This is a genomic window from Alcanivorax borkumensis SK2 (assembly GCF_000009365.1).
Classification (GTDB): domain Bacteria; phylum Pseudomonadota; class Gammaproteobacteria; order Pseudomonadales; family Alcanivoracaceae; genus Alcanivorax; species Alcanivorax borkumensis.
The window spans coordinates 1,153,167-1,172,812 of record NC_008260.1; the positions used below are offsets into that span (position 1 = coordinate 1,153,167).

The 19,646-nt window shown below is 54.9% G+C and carries 17 protein-coding genes; 14 read left to right on the forward strand and 3 right to left on the reverse strand.

The annotated features are described in order from the left end of the window. Positions 1–12 precede the first annotated feature (12 nt). The 10 genes from ABO_RS05255 to ABO_RS05300 all read left to right on the forward strand — a co-directional run bounded on the left by ABO_RS05255 (position 13) and on the right by ABO_RS05300 (position 9,832). Complete coding sequence (locus tag ABO_RS05255; RefSeq protein ID WP_011588299.1) at positions 13–1,296, forward strand: hypothetical protein; 1,284 nt, start codon at positions 13–15, stop codon at positions 1,294–1,296. 155 nt (positions 1,297–1,451) lie between these two features. Further along, complete coding sequence (locus tag ABO_RS05260) at positions 1,452–2,117, forward strand: TetR/AcrR family transcriptional regulator (RefSeq protein ID WP_011588300.1); 666 nt, start codon at positions 1,452–1,454, stop codon at positions 2,115–2,117. Between the two features lie 94 nt (positions 2,118–2,211). Continuing rightward, positions 2,212–2,685, forward strand: coding sequence for a L,D-transpeptidase (locus ABO_RS05265; protein ID WP_035458476.1), 474 nt, complete (start codon positions 2,212–2,214; stop codon positions 2,683–2,685). Next, positions 2,685–3,722: a beta-N-acetylhexosaminidase gene (gene nagZ, locus ABO_RS05270; RefSeq protein ID WP_011588302.1), complete on the forward strand. Its 1,038-nt coding sequence runs from the start codon at positions 2,685–2,687 to the stop codon at positions 3,720–3,722. The genes ABO_RS05265 and nagZ overlap by 1 nt, the downstream gene beginning before the upstream one ends. Positions 3,723–3,752: 30 nt before the next feature. Then, on the forward strand, positions 3,753–4,910 hold the full coding sequence (locus ABO_RS05275; RefSeq protein ID WP_011588303.1) for a mechanosensitive ion channel family protein: 1,158 nt from the start codon (positions 3,753–3,755) through the stop codon (positions 4,908–4,910). After that, positions 4,897–5,469 carry a hypoxanthine-guanine phosphoribosyltransferase gene (locus tag ABO_RS05280; RefSeq protein WP_011588304.1) on the forward strand — a complete coding sequence of 191 codons (573 nt, stop codon included), beginning with the start codon at positions 4,897–4,899 and terminating at the stop codon, positions 5,467–5,469. The genes ABO_RS05275 and ABO_RS05280 overlap by 14 nt, the downstream gene beginning before the upstream one ends. Continuing rightward, the gene (locus tag ABO_RS05285; RefSeq protein ID WP_011588305.1) at positions 5,469–6,209 is read left to right on the forward strand and encodes an S-methyl-5'-thioinosine phosphorylase; all 741 of its coding nucleotides are present in this window, start codon (positions 5,469–5,471) and stop codon (positions 6,207–6,209) included. Before ABO_RS05280 ends, ABO_RS05285 begins: the two co-directional genes overlap by 1 nt. A gap of 57 nt (positions 6,210–6,266) precedes the next feature. Then, positions 6,267–7,292: a CNNM domain-containing protein gene (locus tag ABO_RS05290; RefSeq protein WP_011588306.1), complete on the forward strand. Its 1,026-nt coding sequence runs from the start codon at positions 6,267–6,269 to the stop codon at positions 7,290–7,292. Positions 7,293–7,330: 38 nt separating this feature from the next. Then, the gene (cysK, locus tag ABO_RS05295; RefSeq protein WP_011588307.1) at positions 7,331–8,299 is read left to right on the forward strand and encodes a cysteine synthase A; all 969 of its coding nucleotides are present in this window, start codon (positions 7,331–7,333) and stop codon (positions 8,297–8,299) included. A 318-nt stretch (positions 8,300–8,617) separates the two neighbouring features. Further along, entirely contained in the window at positions 8,618–9,832 is a 1,215-nt protein-coding gene (locus ABO_RS05300) for an NAD(P)/FAD-dependent oxidoreductase (RefSeq protein WP_035458468.1), read from the forward strand. Between the two features lie 47 nt (positions 9,833–9,879). Here ABO_RS05300 and ABO_RS05305 read toward each other — a convergent pair whose 3' ends face one another. Beyond that, positions 9,880–10,296 carry a thioesterase family protein gene (locus ABO_RS05305; protein ID WP_011588309.1) on the reverse strand — a complete coding sequence of 139 codons (417 nt, stop codon included), beginning with the start codon at positions 10,294–10,296 and terminating at the stop codon, positions 9,880–9,882. A 162-nt stretch (positions 10,297–10,458) separates the two neighbouring features. Here ABO_RS05305 and ABO_RS05310 point away from each other — a divergent pair, with 162 nt between their 5' ends. After that, the gene (locus ABO_RS05310; RefSeq protein WP_011588310.1) at positions 10,459–11,367 is read left to right on the forward strand and encodes an oxidoreductase; all 909 of its coding nucleotides are present in this window, start codon (positions 10,459–10,461) and stop codon (positions 11,365–11,367) included. A 53-nt stretch (positions 11,368–11,420) separates the two neighbouring features. On the opposite strand, the gene ABO_RS05315 is transcribed toward ABO_RS05310, so the two are convergent. Together ABO_RS05315 and mfd are read right to left on the reverse strand one after the other, a co-directional pair. Next, entirely contained in the window at positions 11,421–12,017 is a 597-nt protein-coding gene (locus ABO_RS05315) for a peptidoglycan binding protein CsiV (protein ID WP_011588311.1), read from the reverse strand. A 213-nt stretch (positions 12,018–12,230) separates the two neighbouring features. Then, positions 12,231–15,710, reverse strand: a complete 3,480-nt coding sequence (gene mfd, locus ABO_RS05320) for a transcription-repair coupling factor (protein ID WP_011588312.1) — start codon at positions 15,708–15,710, stop codon at positions 12,231–12,233. Positions 15,711–16,343: 633 nt separating this feature from the next. On the opposite strand from mfd, the gene ABO_RS05325 reads away from it, so the two are divergent. The 3 genes from ABO_RS05325 (at position 16,344) to ABO_RS05335 (ending at position 19,456) form a co-directional block, all read left to right on the forward strand. Further along, complete coding sequence (locus ABO_RS05325) at positions 16,344–17,222, forward strand: acyl-CoA thioesterase (RefSeq protein WP_011588313.1); 879 nt, start codon at positions 16,344–16,346, stop codon at positions 17,220–17,222. Further along, entirely contained in the window at positions 17,219–17,815 is a 597-nt protein-coding gene (locus ABO_RS05330) for a uracil-DNA glycosylase family protein (RefSeq protein WP_011588314.1), read from the forward strand. The genes ABO_RS05325 and ABO_RS05330 overlap by 4 nt, the downstream gene beginning before the upstream one ends. Positions 17,816–18,016: 201 nt before the next feature. Beyond that, on the forward strand, positions 18,017–19,456 hold the full coding sequence (locus ABO_RS05335; RefSeq protein ID WP_011588315.1) for a glyceraldehyde-3-phosphate dehydrogenase: 1,440 nt from the start codon (positions 18,017–18,019) through the stop codon (positions 19,454–19,456). The last annotated feature ends 190 nt before the right edge of the window (positions 19,457–19,646 follow it).

The window sequence follows — 19,646 nt, forward strand, 5'->3', positions numbered from 1 at the left end:
CGCGTTAGTACTATGAAAATCGGGTTGGTTACGGCTTCGCTGTTGACGATGCCATTGGCTTCCTTTGCGTGGGAATTTCGCGGTGAAGTGGGGTTGGAAGGGCGTTACTTTACCCAGGATTCGCCTTACCCTCAGTCGGATTATTCGACCAACGGTTCCGTGTATCTAAAGCCGGAAATCCTCCATGAATGGAACAACCGTGATGACCTGCTCACGTTTATTCCCTATGCCCGAGTGGATGAAAACGATACGGAGCGGACCCATTGGGATATTCGCGAACTGTCTTGGATTCATGTGGGCAACGGCTGGGAATCGCGTGTGGGTATTCGCAAGGTGTTTTGGGGCGTAACTGAAGGCCGGCATTTGGTGGACGTTATCAACCAGACCGATCTGGTGGACCAGGTGGACGGCGAGGAAAAGCTCGGCCAACCCATGATTAACCTGTCCACTGTTCGCAACTGGGGGATTGTCGATGTGTTCATTCTACCAGGCTTTCGTGAGCGCACTTATGCGGGCGAAGACGGTCGACCGCGTACACCTTTGCCGATATCCAACAATGCCTACTACGAATCCTCAAAGGAAAATCAGCGGTTCGATTTTGCCATTCGCTACCAGCAGTACTTCGACAATGGGCTTGAGCTGGCGCTGTCGCATTTTTCCGGCACCAGTCGGGAGCCGTTGCTGGTGCCTGATGCTCTCACCATGGCGGAGTTGTCAGCACTGATTGCCACCGGGCAGTTGCCGGCGGGCAGTAATCCGCAATTGACTCCGTTGTATAACGTTATTGATCAGACAGGGCTGGAGCTTCAATACCTGAACAGCGGTTGGCTGTGGAAACTGGAAGCGATAAGTCGATCCGGTCAGGGCGAGCGTTTCAGTGCCGTGGATGGCGGTTTTGAATATACCCAAGTGGGTTTGTTTGATACGGCGGCAGATCTAGGCTGGATCGTGGAATATATGTGGGAAGACCGAGCCGATAGTTTGGCTTCGCCCATGGCAAGTGATGTGTTGTTCGGAACCCGGTTTACGTTCAACAACGTGGCCTCCACTGAAATCCTTGCCGGGGTTATCTATGATACGCAAGAGCAAGAAAAAGCGTTTAGCGTGGAATCCAGCCGTCGTATTGGCAACAACCTGAAGGTAACTCTGGAAGCCCGTTTTTATACCGATGCTGGGAAGCCACAAAGTGCCACGCAACTGTATCAAGATGCGCTGCGCAACGTGAATAGCAACCCCGGCCTAGGTCCCGTCAGCCGCTCTGATTTTATCCAGTCGGAGCTGGTGTATTATTTTTAGCATGATGCTGGGCGCCAAATACGTGGTGATAACACCCGTGTTTTCATGAGATGGCGAGCGTTGAAGTTTACGCTGGATACCTGGCTTTCTTTCTTGACCCTCCTGTCGGGCAAACGTATGTTTGAAACGTATGTTTCGAACACACAGGGCAGGGTATGGCACAGGCGGGAACAGTAGACCGGATTCTTGATGCTGCAGAGGTATTGTTCGCCCAAAAGGGCTTTGCAGAAACCAGTTTGCGTGCCATTACTAGTAAAGCCGGAGTGAATCTTGCTGCGGTGAATTACCATTTTGGTTCAAAAGAAGCCTTGATTCAGGCGGTGTTTGAACGATTTCTGAAGCCATTTAGCCGGGCTTTGGATGCCAAACTCGACGAAATGGAAACCTCTGGTATTCTTGATACTCCTGAATATGTGCTGGGTATCGTGTTCCGCTTGGCGTTGGGTACTCACCCTGATGACCCTCAACGGGCGGCGATTTTCTTCCGTCTTTCCGGGCAGGCTTACAGTCAGCCGCAGGTTCACCTGCGCGAATATCTTCACAAACACTACGGCGCCGTTTTTGCCCGTTTGCAGCGACATTTGCATCAGGCCGTGCCGGGTGTGTCGCCCATGGAGCTATTCTGGCGGGTGCAGTTCAGTCTCGGCGCGGTGATTTTTACCCTGTCTGGTATGCAATCGCTGCAGAGTATTAGCAAGGCCGACTTCAATGTGGATGCCAGTGCCGCAGATATCACTCGCCGTCTCTTGTCGTTTTTGGTGGGGGGCATTAAGGCAGATGTGCCGGATCTGTTAAGCGTTGACACTAAGGGCTCTCAATAAAGACCCGTTGTGGTGCCCATGCTGATAACCTTGATCATCGGGTCCCGCTAGCGCGCACGTTGCAACTTTCAATGCCCAGCCTGAAACTATTCCCATGAAATTGATGATCAATTTGTCTGAGCAGTGGTTGGCACTGCGCGGCGAGCACGTTACTGAACGGTTTGCCATATCCAGTGCCGCTAATGGTGCCGGTGAAGCTATGGGCAGTGGTGCTACGCCGCGTGGTGTCCATGTGGTACGGGCGCGTTTTGGTGCGGGCCTACCGCCCGGAGCGGTACTATTGGGGCGTAAGTTTTCCGGTGAAGTGTTTGATGCCGAGCTGGGAGCCCGATTCCCCGAACGTGATTGGGTGCTCAGTCGAATTCTCTGGCTTGGGGGGATGGAACCAGGTAGGAATCTTGGCGGTGACGTGGATAGTTTTCGGCGCTTTATTTATATTCATGGCACACCGGACTATGAGCCCATGGGAACACCCGCTTCCCATGGCTGTATCCGGATGCGAAACGATGCGGTGATTCGTCTGTTTGACCAAGTGTCGGTTGGCACCCGGGTGACAATCACCGATTAATGTCCTCTGTCTATAAGGTTGCCATGTCTGCATCCGCGTCCCCGCTATTAATGCTTGATCTGGAAGGTCTTGAGGTCAGTGCCTCGGAAAAAGACATGCTGGCACACCCCGGTGCCGGTGGTTTGATTCTGTTTGCCCGCAATTATGTGGATCGCCAACAACTGGCGGAATTGGTGCAGCAGGTTCGTGCTGTGCGCCCGGAGATGCTGATTGCCGTGGACCAGGAAGGCGGGCGCGTACAGCGCTTTCGCGACGGCTTTGTGCGTTTGCCGCCTATGGCGGCCCTGGGGCAGCGTTATGATCAGGCTCCGGCTCAAGCCGTGGGGGAAGCGACCTTGCTAGGGGAGCTGATGGCCTCGGAGCTAACCGAACTGGATATCGATATCAGCTTTGCGCCGGTGTTGGATCTGGATTACGGCAACAGCTCGGTGATCGGTGATCGCAGCTTCCATGGCGATGCCGATGCCATGATTGCTCTGGCTGGCGCCTTTATCGACGGCATGAGCGCCGCTGGCATGGCGGCCACGGGCAAGCACTTTCCCGGCCATGGCCATGTGGGCGCGGATTCTCATCTGGAATTACCAATAGATCCACGCCCTCTGTCTGAATTGGAGGCGGCGGACATGCGCCCTTTCATGGCTTTGGCGCCAAAACTGGACGGCATCATGCCGGCCCATGTGATCTATAGCGCCGTGGAACAACAGACCGCCGGTTTCTCCCGTTATTGGTTGCAGACGCAGCTGCGTGAGCGACTGGGCTTCCGTGGTGTAATTTTCTCTGATGATCTGTCCATGGCTGGAGCCCACGGTGTGGGCGGATACCCCCAGCGCGCGCAAGCAGCGTTGGAGGCGGGCTGCGACATGGTATTGGCTTGCAATTGCTGCGAAGGGGCGGAGCAAGTTCTGGATTTTCTGGGCACACAGAACTTTTCAGGGCAGGTACCGGCGGCAGGGCTGCGTGCCCGCCCGCGCCTGCCTATGGACGCACAGCGCAGGGCGGTGGCCGCTGATTTGGCTGCAGCATTACGTGAACACTGAATTGAACCGTAAACGCGAAGGACAATATTAATGAACTGGGATTGGAATCAACTGCTGCAGTGGCCAACGGTCGAGACGCCAATGGATATCTGGCTGACTCAGCTGTTTATCATTGTGCTGTGCACTGTCTCCATCAATTTTATTTTGATGCGCAGCATCGACGTGGCTGAGCGGTTAATTGGAAAAACTGAAACCCTGTGGGATGACGCCTTGCTGGAAGCCGTGCGAATTCCCGTGCGTTTGGTGTTCTGGGTCATTGGCTTGTCCGTGTCCATGGAGCTGTTGCAGGCGGTTTCACAGGAAGACAACGTGCTGTTTGAAATGGTGCCACAGGCTCGTCGCATTGCCTTTATTATCATTATTGCCATGTTCCTGAGCCGGTTTATTTCCTATACCGAAAAGAACCTGATTGATCCGGGCCGCATGCGTAAACCCATGGATCAATCCACGGCGGCGGCGGTTGCCAAGTTGTTGCGGGTGTCGGTCATTATTACCTCCCTGCTGATTATTTTGCAGACGTTGGGCTATAGCATTTCCGGTGTGCTGGCCTTTGGCGGTATTGGCGGCATGGCGGTAGCCTTTGCTGCCAAGGATCTATTGGCCAACTTCTTCGGCGGCATGATGGTCTACCTGGATAAACCATTCCGGGTGGGGGATTGGGTGCGTTCACCGGATCGTTCCATCGAAGGTAGCGTGGAGGATATCGGTTGGCGCCTAACGCGCATCCGCACCTTTGATCAACGCCCGCTGTATATTCCCAATGCCATGTTTACCTCCATCGTGCTGGAAAACCCGTCGCGGATGTACAACCGCCGAATCAATGAAAAAATCGGCATCCGTTATGATGATTGGCAGAAAATGCCCGCCATTGTGGCGGACGTTCGCACCATGCTGGTTGAACATGAAGATCTGGAAACGGATAAGCGCACGTTGATCGTGAACTTCGATAGCTATGGAGCCTCTCACCTGGAGTTCTTTATTTATACGTTCACTAAAACCACGGAGTGGGTTCAGTATCATGAGATCAAACAAGATGTGCTGATGAAAATCATGAATATTGTCCATCAACACGGTGCCGAATTTGCGTTCCCCACACGCACGTTGCACCTGGTTGGCCAGAACGATGATGCCCCGGCAACGGGTTTGGAAGACAGCAACGCGGAGGAGCTCCAGCATGTCCAGCGCTGAAGAACTGCAAAAGGAATTAATGACAGTTCGGCGTAACGCCATCGAACTGCATTCCTCTGATCAGGTACAGGAAGCCATCGGTAAACTGGCCTTTGAAGTCACCGAAGCCTGCTCCGGCAAGGTGCCAGTATTCGTGACCATTATGAACGGTGGGATGATCTTCGCGGCGGAACTGGTCAAGCGATTGGATTTTCCGCTGGAAATGGATTATCTCCACGCCAGCCGTTATTTGGGCGCCACCACTGGTGGTGAAGTGGAGTGGATTGTGACGCCCAGCGCCACTCTGCAAGGCCGCCATGTGGTGATTGTGGACGACATCCTCGATGTTGGCTCCACCTTGTTGTCGATTATCGAAGCGTGTAAGTCCCAAGGCGCAGCCTCTGTGAAGACCTGTGTATTGGTAGACAAGAAACACGATCGAAAAGCACGACCTGGTTTGAAAGCTGATTTCACCGCTCTCGAAGCGGATGACTATTACCTCTTTGGTATGGGTATGGATTACAAGGGCTTCTGGCGCAATGCTCCGGGTATTTATGCGGTCAAAGAGAGTGATCTCTAATGTTGGCGTTTATTGGTGGTACAGGCCTGACGCGTATGGACAACCTGCGCATCATCGACTCGCACACACCTGAGACCCGCTTTGGGGCTGCTTCTGCGCCGGTGGTAGAAGGGGCACTGAATGGGCAGAGAGTCTTGTTTTTAGCCCGTCATGGCGACCCCCATCTGCTGTTACCCCACCAGGTGAATTACCGGGCGAATCTGGCGGCGTTGAAAGCGGCGGGGGCTACCGCCATTGTTGCGACCAATGCGGTGGGGGGCATTACTGCCCAAGCGCCCACTGGCGCGCTGGTGTTACCCGATCAGATTATCGATTACACCTACGGTCGGGAGATGACCCTGTTCGACAATCTTAGCGAACCGTTGGTGCATGTGGATTTCAGTTGGCCGTTTGATGTTACTTTACGCAATGCTCTGAAAGCGCGACTTGGCGCGGCTGATCTGCACTGGAACGATGGGGGATGTTACGGTGCGACCCAAGGCCCACGGCTGGAAACGGCGGCGGAAATTGACCGCTTGGAGCGTGATGGTTGCGATATCGTCGGCATGACCGGTATGCCGGAAGCGGTTCTGGCTCGGGAGCTAGAGCTGCCTTACGCCATGCTGTCTCTGGTAGTGAATCCGGCGGCCGGCAAGTCCAGCCATGAAATTACCATGGCGGAAATTGACGCGGTGATACACGATGGCATGGCCAATGTACGACAGGTGCTAGCGGACTTCGCGGCGCATTACATACCCTAATAACCCTGATGTGCGCGGCTCAGTTGAACCGCGTACTGGCATAAGGAGCATGCATCGGTGACGTTACTGATTATCTTCGCCACCATCTCCATTGGCTTTTCCTTTGTGTGCTCCGTGCTGGAAGCTGCGTTGCTGTCTATTACTCCAAGCTTTATTGCTGGCCTGCGTGACACTCGCCCAGCACTGTATAAAAGTCTGCGCGCCTTTAAGGATGATATCGACAAACCGCTGTCGGCGATTCTCACCCTGAACACGGTGGCGCATACGGTGGGTGCCACGGGGGTAGGTGCCCAGGTGGCGGTGGTATTCGGGGAAGCGTGGCTGGGGGCTGCGTCCGGCATCATGACGCTGGCAATCTTGATCTTTTCCGAAATTATCCCGAAAACCATTGGCGCTAAATACTGGCGCTCGTTGGCACCGGCTCTACCGCCTACACTCAAGGTCATTATGGTGTCGTTACTTCCCTTCGTTTGGTTATCGAAATTGATTACCAGCCGAATCGGTGGCAACGAACACGATGTGGATGTGCGTGCAGAAATTCGCGCACTGGCAGACATGGGTGAGGATCAGGGGGCACTGGATGATGACGAACATCGAGTGATCCATAATATTCTGCGTTTGCACGATATTCCTGTGGGCGCCATCATGACGCCGCGTACGGTATGCCGCACGGTGTCTCCGACCATGACAGTGGGTGAATTTCGCGAACGTGAGAAAGGGCAGCCCTTCTCTCGTTACCCAGTGATGAGTGACAGCGGTGAAGCGAAAGGGTATATCCATAAGTCCGATTTGCTCGACAGCGACATGGAAAAGACCATGCAAACGTTGGCTCGGCAAGTGTCCATGGTACATACCACGCTGAGTATCCAAGAGTTGTTCAGTGTGATGTTGACGCAACGTCAGCATATGGCTGTGGTTTATGATGAGCACGGCACTTGGGTGGGTCTGATCACCCTGGAAGATATTTTAGAAAGCATCTTGGGCCGTGAAATTATGGATGAAACTGATAACGTGGCCGACTTGCGTTTGTATGCGCGCCAGCGTTGGAACCGGCGGCTGAAAAAGCAGGATAAACCGCAGTAAGCCATTGTGCGCCATGCGCCAAGAACGGAGAGATCAATATGACCCGCATCTACCAAGACAATAGCGAAACCATCGGCAACACTCCTTTGGTAAAGATCAATCGTATCAGCCAGGGTAATATTCTCGCCAAGATCGAATCCCGTAACCCGGCTGGTAGCGTTAAGTGCCGCATCGGGGCATCCATGGTTCAGGATGCGGAAAAGAGCGGTAAGCTCAAGCCGGGCATGACCCTGGTTGAACCAACCAGTGGTAATACCGGTATTGCGCTGGCCTATGTGGCGGCCGCCCGAGGGTATGACCTGGTGCTCACCATGCCGGATTCCATGAGCTTAGAGCGTCGCAAGATCCTCAAGGCGCTGGGCGCCAAACTGGTACTTACCCCGGGCCCTAAAGGCATGCCCGGTGCCATCGCCAAGGCCGAAGAGCTGGTGCAGGAAAGCCCGGATACCCACTTGATGCTGCAACAGTTCGACAACCCGGCGAACCCGGCTATTCATGAAAAAACCACCGGCCCGGAAATCTGGGAAGATACTGGTGGGGATATTGATGTACTGGTATGTGGGGTGGGCACCGGCGGTACCATCACCGGTGTCGCCCGCTATCTTAAGAATACTCAGGGTAAAGCCATCACCGCTGTTGCCGTGGAGCCAGATTCTTCCACGATGATCTCTGCTGCTTTAAAAGGCGAAGAGCCGACCCACGGGCCCCATAAAATTCAGGGAATCGGCGCAGGTTTCGTGCCCCAGAATTTAGATATCTCGGTTGTGGACCGGGCGGAGCAGGTCAACAACGAAGACGCCATGGCGTGGGCGCACAAGCTAATGCAGGAAGAAGGTATTCTGGCGGGTATTTCCTGTGGCGCTGCCATGTGCGTGGCAGATCGCCTTAGCCAGCAGCCCGAATTTGCCGGCAAGACCATTGTGGTGGTGCTGCCAGATTCCGGCGAACGTTACCTCAGTTCACCTCTGTTTGCGGATACCTTCACCGCACAAGAGCTTGGGCAGTAGCGGCAAAGCGAGCCTTGGGAGAATGTGAGATTGCGCCGGATTCGTTGTAACCGGCCATGCTCTGGCGGTTGAAGGTTGAAGGTTGAAGGCGCCGCCGCTCTCAAGGCCACCAGTAAGAATGACGGTACTATCGCTGAGAGCGCTGTTATTCGCTGCCAGCCGCTCTGTTCTTATATTCTGATTGATCACAGATTAGGGTGAAAAGTACCTGTTGCGCTTAATGAATCGCATGGCCGCCGCCTGCTTAGGAAGCGGCCCAGATGGAACCTGGAAGATATCCCCGTTATCCTTGCCGGTCGGATTTACGCTGGTGGTCTCATGTCAGGCATAACAGGGGCAGGTAAAAAAGCAGCAACTGAGGTCGATGTAGTGGTTATCGGTGCCGGCGCAGCCGGGCTGATGTGCGCTGCTACGGCAGCGTATCAGGGCCATCGAGTACTGGTGCTGGACCATGCCAATAAAGCGGGCAAGAAAATTCTCATGTCCGGTGGCGGACGGTGTAATTTCACTAACCTGAATACCGCGCCGGAGCATTTCATCTCCGCGAATCCCCATTTCTGTAAATCCGCTCTCAAACGCTACAGTCCCTGGCATTTTGTGGAATTAATTGAGCGCCATGGCATAGAGCACGTGGAAAAAGCCCCTGGGCAGCTTTTCTGCGCTGAATCAGCAAAGGAAATCCTCGGGGTGCTGCTCACCGAGTGTGAGTGGGCGGGAGCCGAGATCCGCCTCAATACCGCTATCCGGCAAGTCAGGCAGACGGCCAGAGGCTTTGGTCTGACCACCAGTGCCGGTGTCATCCAGTGTGCGAAGTTGGTGGTGGCCTGCGGTGGTTTGTCGATTCCAACGATGGGGGCTAGTGGCTTTGGTTATCAACTGGCGGAGCAATTTGGACTCTCTGTCTTACCCACCCGTGCCGGCTTGGTGCCGTTCACTTTACAGCCCGAGGACAAGGCCTGGCTGACACAGTTGTCGGGCATCAGCACCGAGGTCGTGGCGCGGGCTGCCGAGGCCGCTTTTGCCGAGCCCATGCTGATCACCCACCGGGGGCTGTCTGGGCCCGCTATGTTGCAGGTATCCAGTTTCTGGACACCGGGTCAGCCAGTGACCGTGGATTGGTTGCCCCAGCTAGACGATCCGTTTGCGCTATTGATTGAAGAGCGTCGGGCGCATCCTAACCGTGGGCTGGAGCGCTGGTTACGGCAGTACTTTTCACAGCGGTTGGCGGCGGCACTAGTGGATCAGTTTGGTTGGCAGGGTATTCTGCAGCAGTTCAGCAATGAGCGCTTGGCCACGGTGGCAGGAACGCTTAAAGGCTGGGCATTCAAACCCTCTGGCACTGAAGGTTACCGCACCGCAGAAGTGACTTTGGGCGGGGTGGATACGGATGCCATTTCGTCCAAAAATTTTGCTGTCAAAGAGGTGCCCGGTTTGCATTTCATTGGCGAAGTGCTGGATGTAACCGGGCAACTGGGAGGATTTAATTTCCAGTGGGCTTGGGCTTGTGGCTGGTGCACAGGGATGGCTTTGTAAGCGGTAAACTGGGGTTGTTGATCTCCGTAGGTGTTTGGCTGGAGGCCTCAGGTAATGTCGGAAAACTTTGCCTTGAAGTCCTCTGGCATAGGCATTACAGCGTGGGTGACGTGATCAAAAAATACGAAGCCCTGTTTGGCCAATACCACTAGCTGCCCGCTGGGTTGCTTGGTGACTCGGAAAATCAGATCGGCACCATACTTGTTGAAATCCATTAGCCCTACCTCGAATTGCAGATCGTCTCGGGCAAAGCTTTCCGCTAGATAGTTGGCCACCAAGTCGGTGACCACAATGCGCTCCTGGCTGTAATCAATGTCACAAAAAAACCGGTAACGGGCTTCCGAGAGCAAGGAAATCATCTGATCATTACCCACGTGTTTACCGGTGTTCAGGTCGGTCATGCGCACGTTGATGGTATGGGTGTAAAGGAACTGTTCGGGTAACTCGAGCTGGACGCGCGCCATGGGAGATTCTCTGGGGTAGGGGACGCTATTTTAGCAATGGCCAGAGGTTGTTGTGAAATATCTTTTGGATAAAGGGGGGAGTGACAATTGGCTCAACATGAGCGTGCTTTAGAGCTGCGTGGGGAAAACAATGGTAGTCACAATTGACATTAAGGAGCGACCATGACCCGGTCCCGCTGGCGCCCGGCGCACATTCCCGATCTGTTTGGTAAAACGATTGTTGTCACCGGGGCTAATAGCGGCATTGGCCTAGAAGCGGTGAAGCTGTTTGTTGCTAATGGCGCAGAAGTGATTATGGCATGTCGCAACACAGCGAAAGCTGAAGCGGCTGCTGAGCAGGTTAAGATATTGACGCCGCAAGCTAGCTTAACAGTGTTGCCGCTAGATTTGGCTGATCTTGAGTCGGTTAAAACGTTTGTTGCTACGCTCAAACAGCGTATTAATAAACTGGATGTGTTGCTCAATAATGCGGGAGTGATGGCGCCACCTTTGCAGCGCACCAAGGAGGGGTTCGAGATGCAATTCGGCACTAACCATCTTGGCCATTTTGCATTGACTGGGCCGTTATTGAGTCTGCTTGAAGCGGCGCCGGCTCCACGCATCGTTCAGATCTCCAGCTTGGCTCACCGCGGTGGAAAAATATTGTGGGGAAATCTGAACGCAGAGAAGCGGTATTCACGCTGGTCTTTTTATTGTCAAAGCAAGTTGGCTAACCTGATCTTCGCTAAAGACTTGCATCGGCGTTTACAAAAATGCGGATCTTCCATTCAGGTGATGGCGGCGCACCCAGGCTACTCTGCAACCCATCTTCAGGACACGGTGCCCGGTGGTGGCGTGTTTAACTGGTTGTTGGCTCAGCCCGCCGAGATGGGATGCTTGCCTGGGGTGATGGCAGCCACCAGTGATAATGTGACGTCTGGGGGATATTACGGCCCGGATGGAAAAGTTTTCGAGTTGCGAGGTTATCCTGCTCCGGCTTTCGCGCGTAAAATCACCGATAACGTAGGGCTGGCAGAAAAGCTATGGGATGAGTCCGAGCGCCTCACAGGGGTCCGCTACCTTAGCGCTTAGGTGAGAGCAGTATTAGCTTAAACGGCGAGTGTGCCATTGGTGAGCGTTGCTGATCAGGCTTGGGTAATTCGGATCAACATGCCGAACAAACCGTGATCGAAATAATAGATTTGGTGGCCAGTAAGGCGGCGTTTTTCATCTATTTTCACGTACAGGCGTTCTCCATTACTTTCTGTGTTAAACCAGACTTGGGGCTTAACATGAAGATAGCGAGATTTACTGAATTGTAAGGTGCCTTCCAGTTCCGGCACGTTTGCGCCCTCGTTGATCAGCATCTGATCGCCCCGGATATAGATGGGTAAAGTATCGGTCTCACTACCGATGGGCTGCTGCCATGCCGCATGATAAAGCTCGCGATATTTGCCGCTACTTTCCATTCGTTCGAGCATGTAACGAAGCACTTCATCGTCCTGGGGGAGTGGCAGCCAAGCGCCGCGGGCAATCGCATCCGGGTCAGCGAGTTCATTAGATTCAGGCTGACCTATGGTGATGGCCTGAGAAGCATAGCGAGGTTGTAAGCCGGCGGCCCAGCGCTCTTCGTTGCTGGTGTTGTTATGGGCAAACACCAAGACTTCTACTTGATACCATCTTTGTGCCATGGCGCTGTTGCCCAATAAGATAAGAGCAACAAACAATAATGCGCGATGCATCGAGAACTCCTTGTGCAGCTTGTCGATCAGGCTTTCACCATAGTGCGGACTATATCTTTATACCTTACGCCTTCCCGTTTGCTCACGGGGCATTGGTTGATCGGTACGGTTTTTGTGATAAAGGAGCGGTCAGTCTTGCACTGTGGCCACTGGAGGCATACCACTTCCGTGGTCGGCCTCCAGTGCTTGGCCTCAAAAGGATATAGCTGGTATTCAAGCCGGAGCGTCGGGCTTAATGCTTTGAGCTGCCAGACGTTTAAGCAGTTCCTGTACTACTTTAATGCGTTCTTCAGGTGTCTCGCTGTCTTCCACAAAACGCAGGGCGTTGGCACCTTCCAGCTTGAAACGGTTGGGGCCGGACTGGACCAGTTTGACGATGGTGAGCGGGTCCACAGGGGTGCGTTCGCCAAACTCTAACTTGCCGCCGGTGGCGTGGGCGTCCAAGCGGATAATGCCCAGTCGATCGGCCTGCTGACGTAGTTCTGTGACAGCAAACAGATTTTTTACCGGTTCGGGCAGCAGGCCGAAGCGGTCGATCATTTCCACTTTCAGCTCTTTCAGGCCGGCACGGGTTTTACACCCAGCGATGCGCTTGTAGAGGGTCAGCCTGCCGAACACATCGGGCAGATAATCTTCGGGAATCAGTGCGGGAATGCGCAGGTTCAGTTCCGGGCCACCGCTTAGGGGCTTTTCCACATCCGGCTGTTCGCCGCGCTTCAATGCATCCACCGCTTGTTCCAGCATTTCCATATAGAGACTGAAACCGATGGTCTCGATATTGCCATGTTGTTCTTCGCCGAGCAGCTCGCCGGCGCCGCGAATTTCCATGTCCTGGCTGGCGAGCATGAAGCCGGCCCCCAGGTCGGTGGCCTGCTCAATGGCTTCTAGTCGTTTGATCGCATCCTTGGTCATCACCTTGGGACTGGGGGTGATCAGGTAGGCGTAGGCTTGGTGATGGCTGCGGCCCACGCGGCCGCGCAGCTGATGAAGCTGGGCCAACCCAAGCTTGTCGGCCCGGTCGATGATGATGGTATTGGCGCTGGGCACATCGATACCCGTTTCGATGATAGTGGTGCTCACTAGCACATTGAAGCGGCGGTGGTAAAAGTCACTCATCACCGCTTCCAGTTCCCGCTCGCGCATTTGCCCGTGGGCAATGCCGACGCGGGCATCGGGCACCAGTTTGCGGATGTCCGCTGCGGTTTTCTCCATGGTGTCGATGTCGTTGTGCAGGTAATACACTTGGCCGCCGCGCAATAATTCACGCAGTAAGGCTTCCTTGATGACGGTATCGTTGTGCTGCTGTACGAAGGTTTTCACCGACAGGCGTTTCTGCGGCGGGGTAGCGATGATGGAGATATCTCGCATGCCGCTCATGGCCATATTCAGGGTTCGCGGAATTGGCGTGGCGGTGAGGGTGAGGATGTCGCACTCGGCCCGCATTTGCTTGAGGCGCTCCTTGTGGCGTACCCCGAAGCGGTGCTCTTCATCGACAATAATCAGCCCCAGATTATCGAACGATACGGTTTCTTGCAGGAGCTGATGGGTGCCCACCAGAATATCCACCTTGCCTTCCTTAAGCCGCTGTAACACCTGGGTCTTTTCCTTGGCGCTGCGAAAACGGGACAGTACTTCGATATTTACCGGCCAGTCGGCAAAGCGATCGGTGAATGACTCGTAGTGCTGTTGGGCAAGCAGGGTGGTGGGCACCAGCACCGCCACCTGGGTCTGGTTTTCCACCGCCACGAAGGCGGCGCGCATGGCAACTTCGGTTTTGCCGAAACCCACGTCACCACATACCAGCCGATCCATGGGCTGGCTCGATTGCATGTCGGCAACCACTGAGGCAATAGCCGCCTGTTGGTCCGGGGTTTCCTCGAAGGGAAAGCTAGCGCTGAAACGGTCATAGTCGTTCAGGTCCAGTTCGAACTGGCGGCCTTCTCTGGCCTCGCGCCGAGCGTAGGTGTTGAGCAGCTCGGCAGCTACATCGTGGATTTTTTCGGCCGCTTTCTGGCGAGCCTTCGTCCATTGTTCAGTGCCTAAACGATTCAAGGGAGCGGTGTCACCGCCACCGTACCGGCTAATCAGATGCAACGAGGAAACCGGTACATAGAGTTTGTCGCCGCCGGCGTATTCCAGCAGCAGAAATTCGTGTTGCTGGCGATGCACTTCCATATGAGTGAGGCCCAAGTAACGCCCCACGCCGTGCTCCAGATGCACCACCGGGGAGCCCACGGTCATTTCGCCTAAGGAGCGGAACGCTTGCTCGGCGGCGCCGTCGTCGCTGCTGGATTTACGGCGCCTGCGCTGCAGTACCCGCTCGCCATACAGGTCATTTTCGGTGACCACGAGTAAGGCGTGTTCCGGAGCGTAGAAGCCCGCATCCAGCTCCCCTTGGGTCAGGTTCCAGCGTGCCGAGTTGGCAATGAAGTCGGGCCAGTTGTCTTTCATGGCCGGCTGGATCTGAATCTTCTGCATCAACTCCAGCAGGGCCTCCCTGCGCCCGGCGGTTTCCGCACAAATCAGGATATGGGTATCAGGATGGGCGTCGGAAAAGGTATGCAGCAAAGCCAATGGATTGTTGGCACGCACATCGGCGGTGAGCGAAGGCATAGGCGCCACGTCAAAGTGGATGGCCTGGTCTGCGCCGCTTGAATCATTATGAATCTGGCGCGCTCTTGGATGTTGCTTTAGTGCGGCGTTGAGCTCGTCAGGGCGCAGGAACAATTGCCAGGGAGCCAGAATCGGGCGGTGAATATCGTGGCGCCGGGATTCATGGCGCTGCTCCACATCTTGCCAGAAGTGCTTGATGGCGCTCTGTGTGTCGGCCAGTTCCACCAGCCGTACATCGTCGGGCAGGTAATCGAATAAGGTGGCCATCTCCTCATAGAACAGGGGTAGATAATATTCCAGGCCCGGCGCCGCTAGGCCGTCGGTCACGTCCTGATAAAGGGGCACGTGACGGGTATCCACGTCGAAAGTATCGCGGAAGCGGCTACGGAAGCGGGCAATACCTTCGGCACTGAGGGGAAACTCTGCGGCGGGCAGCAGGGTGATATTGTCCACTTTGCCGGTGGAGCGCTGGCTTTCCGCTTCGAACAGGCGCAGGGATTCGATTTCATCGTCGAACAGTTCGATGCGGAACGGTTGCTCGGCGCCCATGGGAAAAATGTCCATGATAGCCCCGCGCACGGCAAACTCGCCGTGCTCGTACACGTTGTCGCGCTGCCGGTAGCCACTGGCGACTAGCCGGCTGCGGGTAGCTTCCATGTCGAAACGATCACCCACCTTGAGCAGGAAACTGTTGCCGGTGATATGTATCGGCGGCGCCAATCGCTGCATTAGCGTATTTACCGGCACCACCAGAATGCCCTTATGGGTAGTGGGCAGCTGGTGAAGAACCTGAATACGGTCGCTGATAATGTCCTGATGCGGGCTGAATAGATCGTAGGGCAGGGTTTCCCAGTCCGGAAACAGCATCACCGGGGTGTTGCTGCCGGTCAGGTAGAAGCTTAGTGAGTCGGTGAGCTGCTGGGCACGGCTGCTATTGGGCGCTAGCACCACCAATAAATGGTTTTGGCTACGCGCCAGCTCGGCCAGCACTGCGGCCATGCTGCCGGCATTGAGCCCGGCCCAGTCCTTATAGTGCTCTCGCCCATTGGGAAAGAGATTGCTGTCGGGGAGTAGCTTCATTCAGACCCGTTCCTGCGCATTCGGTGGGCGCGTATTGTAGCCAAGGGGGACGGTGCCGTCAGCGCCGTCTGCACTGCGTAGCATTTTTTGGGGAGCAGGCATGATCACATGACAACCATGGAAAAATTGTGAAGGACAGGCGTTTGCGTTGAAAAATGGCAATAATTTGACACTGGTGGAAGCAAATATGCCGGTCTCTCCCAAGGGCGGGGAAAGCCTTTTTCTTCTGTTTCTCCGGCCACTCGCAACGCAAGCAGGGCGAGGTTGCCCTACACAATAAGGCGCCGGGTGAGTCGTTTGCTTTTTGGGTTCCGTTGGCGTCGCTGGTGGTCAGTGATGGTACTCACCATTTCGAGGTGGCCTTTAATTGTTGGGTCGTTAGCGCAGAAGTAAATAGAGAGCGTTGTTTTCCTATTCCATAAAGCCACCGGGCCGGGTTGTTGGTTTTCACATAGAGTGAAAGCGACTTGCTAGGCTGTGAGCTCTTGCGAGAAATAATGTGCATGTTATTGCTCATTGGGCGTGCTCTGTTGGTTATTGCCTGCCCACTTTTCTGGATGTCGTCAATCTCAACATTCTTTCGAGTTGCAGGTAGGATGGCGACCATTGGTTTTATTGCGCAGAGGGTTGAGTATGAAGGCATCGGTTCAGGAACTGATGAATCTGTTCGATTTGGAGCAGCTGGAGAATAATTTGTTTCGGGGACAAAGCGAGGCCAATGGGCAGCGCAGTGTGTTTGGTGGCTTGGTGGCTGGGCAGGCGTTGTTGGCCGCCTCGCGGACGGTGGATGATGCACGTCCTGTGCACTCCTTGCATGCGTATTTTTTGCGCCCCGGCGATTTTAACGTGCCGATTGTCTATTACGTTGACCGGATACGTGATGGCAAGAGTTTCACCACGCGCCGAGTGGACGCGATCCAGCATGGTCGGCCGATCTTCTCTCTGGCGGCGTCTTACCAAGTGGCGGAGGAGGGGGTTTCCCATCAGTCAGTTATGCCCGACGTGCCGGGGCCTGAGGGCCTAGAGAATGATGAGGGCATTCGTATGAAGCTGGTGGATCGCTTGCCTGAACAGTTTCGAAAGGATTTTCTGACTGACCGGCCGGTAGAGTTTCGGCCGGTGACGCCGAAAGATTCCATCTCCTCTGAACCCCAGGACCCTGTCCGCGAGGTTTGGTTCAGGGTGGTAGATCGGGTGGATGCTAACCCGATGACCCAGCGAGCGTTATTAGCCTATTGTTCCGACTTTGGCCTAATGGGCACCGCCATGCTGCCTCACGGAATGAATTTCTGGCAGCCTAATGTGCAGTGCGCGAGCATTGATCATGCCATGTGGTTCCATAATGATTTTCGCATTGATGAGTGGCTGCTGTATCGAAGTGATAGCCCCTTCTCGGGTGGTTCTCGCGGCCTGAATTTTGGTTCTATTTATCGCCAAGATGGCACCTTGGTGGCGTCGGTGGCTCAAGAAGGATTGATGCGCCTGCATCCCTCAGACAGCCCGACGGAATGACACAACTGATTGACCTGTTGGAAGACGTTCGTGCCTGCCGGCTGTGTGAGTCGCATCTGCCGCTGGGGCCGCGGCCGGTGGTGCAGGCTGGGCAGGGCGCGCGGTTACTGATTGTGGGGCAGGCGCCGGGGACTCGCGTTCATGAGACCGGGATTCCCTGGAACGATCCGTCCGGCGATCGTCTGCGAGACTGGCTACAGGTTGGCCGTGAAACCTTCTATGACGAGAGTCAGATTGCGATCATTCCTATGGGGCTATGCTATCCGGGCCGGGGCAAGGGCGGGGACCTGCCGCCGCGACCGGAATGTGCGCCCCAGTGGCATGGCCCTTTGCTGGCGGAGTTGCCAAATCTGCGGCTGACATTGTTGGTAGGACGGTATGCCCAGCGCTTTTATCTGGCTAAGCCTGGAAAAACACTCACAGACACAGTGCGGCATTTTGCCCGGGCGTTGGATCAGGGGTTTTTTCCGCTCCCTCATCCCAGCCCCCGCAATCGCCTGTGGTTACAGCAACGGCCCTGGTTCGAGGAGGAGGTGGTGCCGGAGCTAAGGAAACAGGTTGCTTCCGCCTTGCAGAAGGCCGCAGACGGATGATACTCCTGTAGTAATGGGTGTTTATCTTTGTCTGCGCCGGATAGCGGGCTTTGGCGTGCTATCTTCCCCTAATCCGGGTAGATAATGTGGCCTTTTGGCGCTATTATGCGCGCCCCGTACTCCACCACCGCAGGTAGGACGGCAAGCATGGCAATGATGCCGCTTTTCGTCGCCTGAACCCAAACTGAGAGGGCCATCTCCGTGAGCAAACTGGAAGACCATTTCGGACGCTGGAAGAACCGCGAAGAAATTGCAGAAGCCATGATTCCTATGATCGGGCGCCTGCATCGTGAAAAGAACGTTACCACGACCGTGTACAGCCGTTCCCTGGTCAACAAGTCTGTTATCCAGATTCTGAAGAGCCATCGTTTCGTTAAGCAGGTTGAAGATTCTGAACTGTCTGTGGTCGATACTTTCCCGATCCTTCAGGAAGTGGCTAAGTCGGATCTCGGCCCTTGCCGGATCGATATCGGTAAATTGGCGGTGGAGTACAAAAAAGACAATCGTGGCCTCTCTATCGAAGATTATGTGCGAGAAGAGCTGTCTGAAGCGGTGAGCAGCAAAGTCGACATGCCCGAGCGCACCGATGTGGTGCTGTACGGGTTCGGCCGTATCGGTCGTATTCTGGCACGTCTGTTGATCGAGAAAGCCGGCTCCGGCGATGGCCTGCGCCTGAAAGCCATTGTGGTGCGTGAATCAGGTAAGGGTGATTTGCAAAAGCGCGCTAGCCTGATGCGTCGTGATTCTGTGCACGGCCCGTTTGCGGGCACTATTGCTGTGGACGAGGAAGAAAATGCCATCATCGCCAACGGTAACTTCATTAAGGTGATTTACTCCAGCGACCCGGCGTCTATCGATTACACCGATTACGGCATTAATAATGCTGTGGTGATTGATAACACCGGTAAATGGCGTGACGAGGAAGGTCTGTCTCAGCATTTGCAATGCAAGGGTGTGTCCCGCGTGATGTTGACTGCGCCAGGCAAGGGCAACATGAAGAACATCGTTCACGGAGTGAACAATGATTTGATTGAAGACAGCGACAAGATTATTTCCGCAGCAAGCTGCACCACCAATGCCATCGTTCCGCCGCTGAAGGCGCTGGAAGATAAGTTCGGCATCGAGTTCGGCCATGTGGAAACGGTACACTCCTACACCAATGACCAGAACCTGTTGGATAACTTCCACAAGGGGCCTCGTCGTGGGCGTTCGGCGCCACTGAACATGGTGTTGACTGAGACCGGTGCGGCGACGGCTGCCACCAAAGTATTGCCGAGCCTTAATGGCAAGCTGACCGGAAACTCCATCCGCGTTCCCACCCCGAACGTGTCTATGGCGATCCTGAACTTGACTCTGGGCAAAGAAACTACCTTGGAAGAGCTCAACGATTACTTGCGTTGGGTGAGCTTGCATTCTCCTCTGCAGCGCCAGGTGGATTTCGTAAGCAGCCCGGATGCAGTGTCTACGGATTTCGTTGGCTCACGTCACGCCTCCGTGATTGACGCAGAAGCGACTATTGTTAATGGTCGTCACTGTGTGCTGTATGTGTGGTATGACAATGAGTTCGGTTATAGCTGTCAGGTGTTGCGTATCCTGCAGCAGATTTCTGGGGTGGAATTCCCGGTGTATCCGAAGGACTGAACCCGGAACAGAGAAGCCCGCCCCGCGGGCTTTTTTCGGTGCATTTTCCGTTTTCTTGTTGCCCTATAAAAGGGGCTATACGACAAAAGGCGGAGGCGGCGGTGCTGGCGAACAGGTAGGCGCGACCTTATAATGTGCCCGCCGGGTTTTTGTCGGTATCCATTGCACATTCCGGAATTTGCGAACGTTT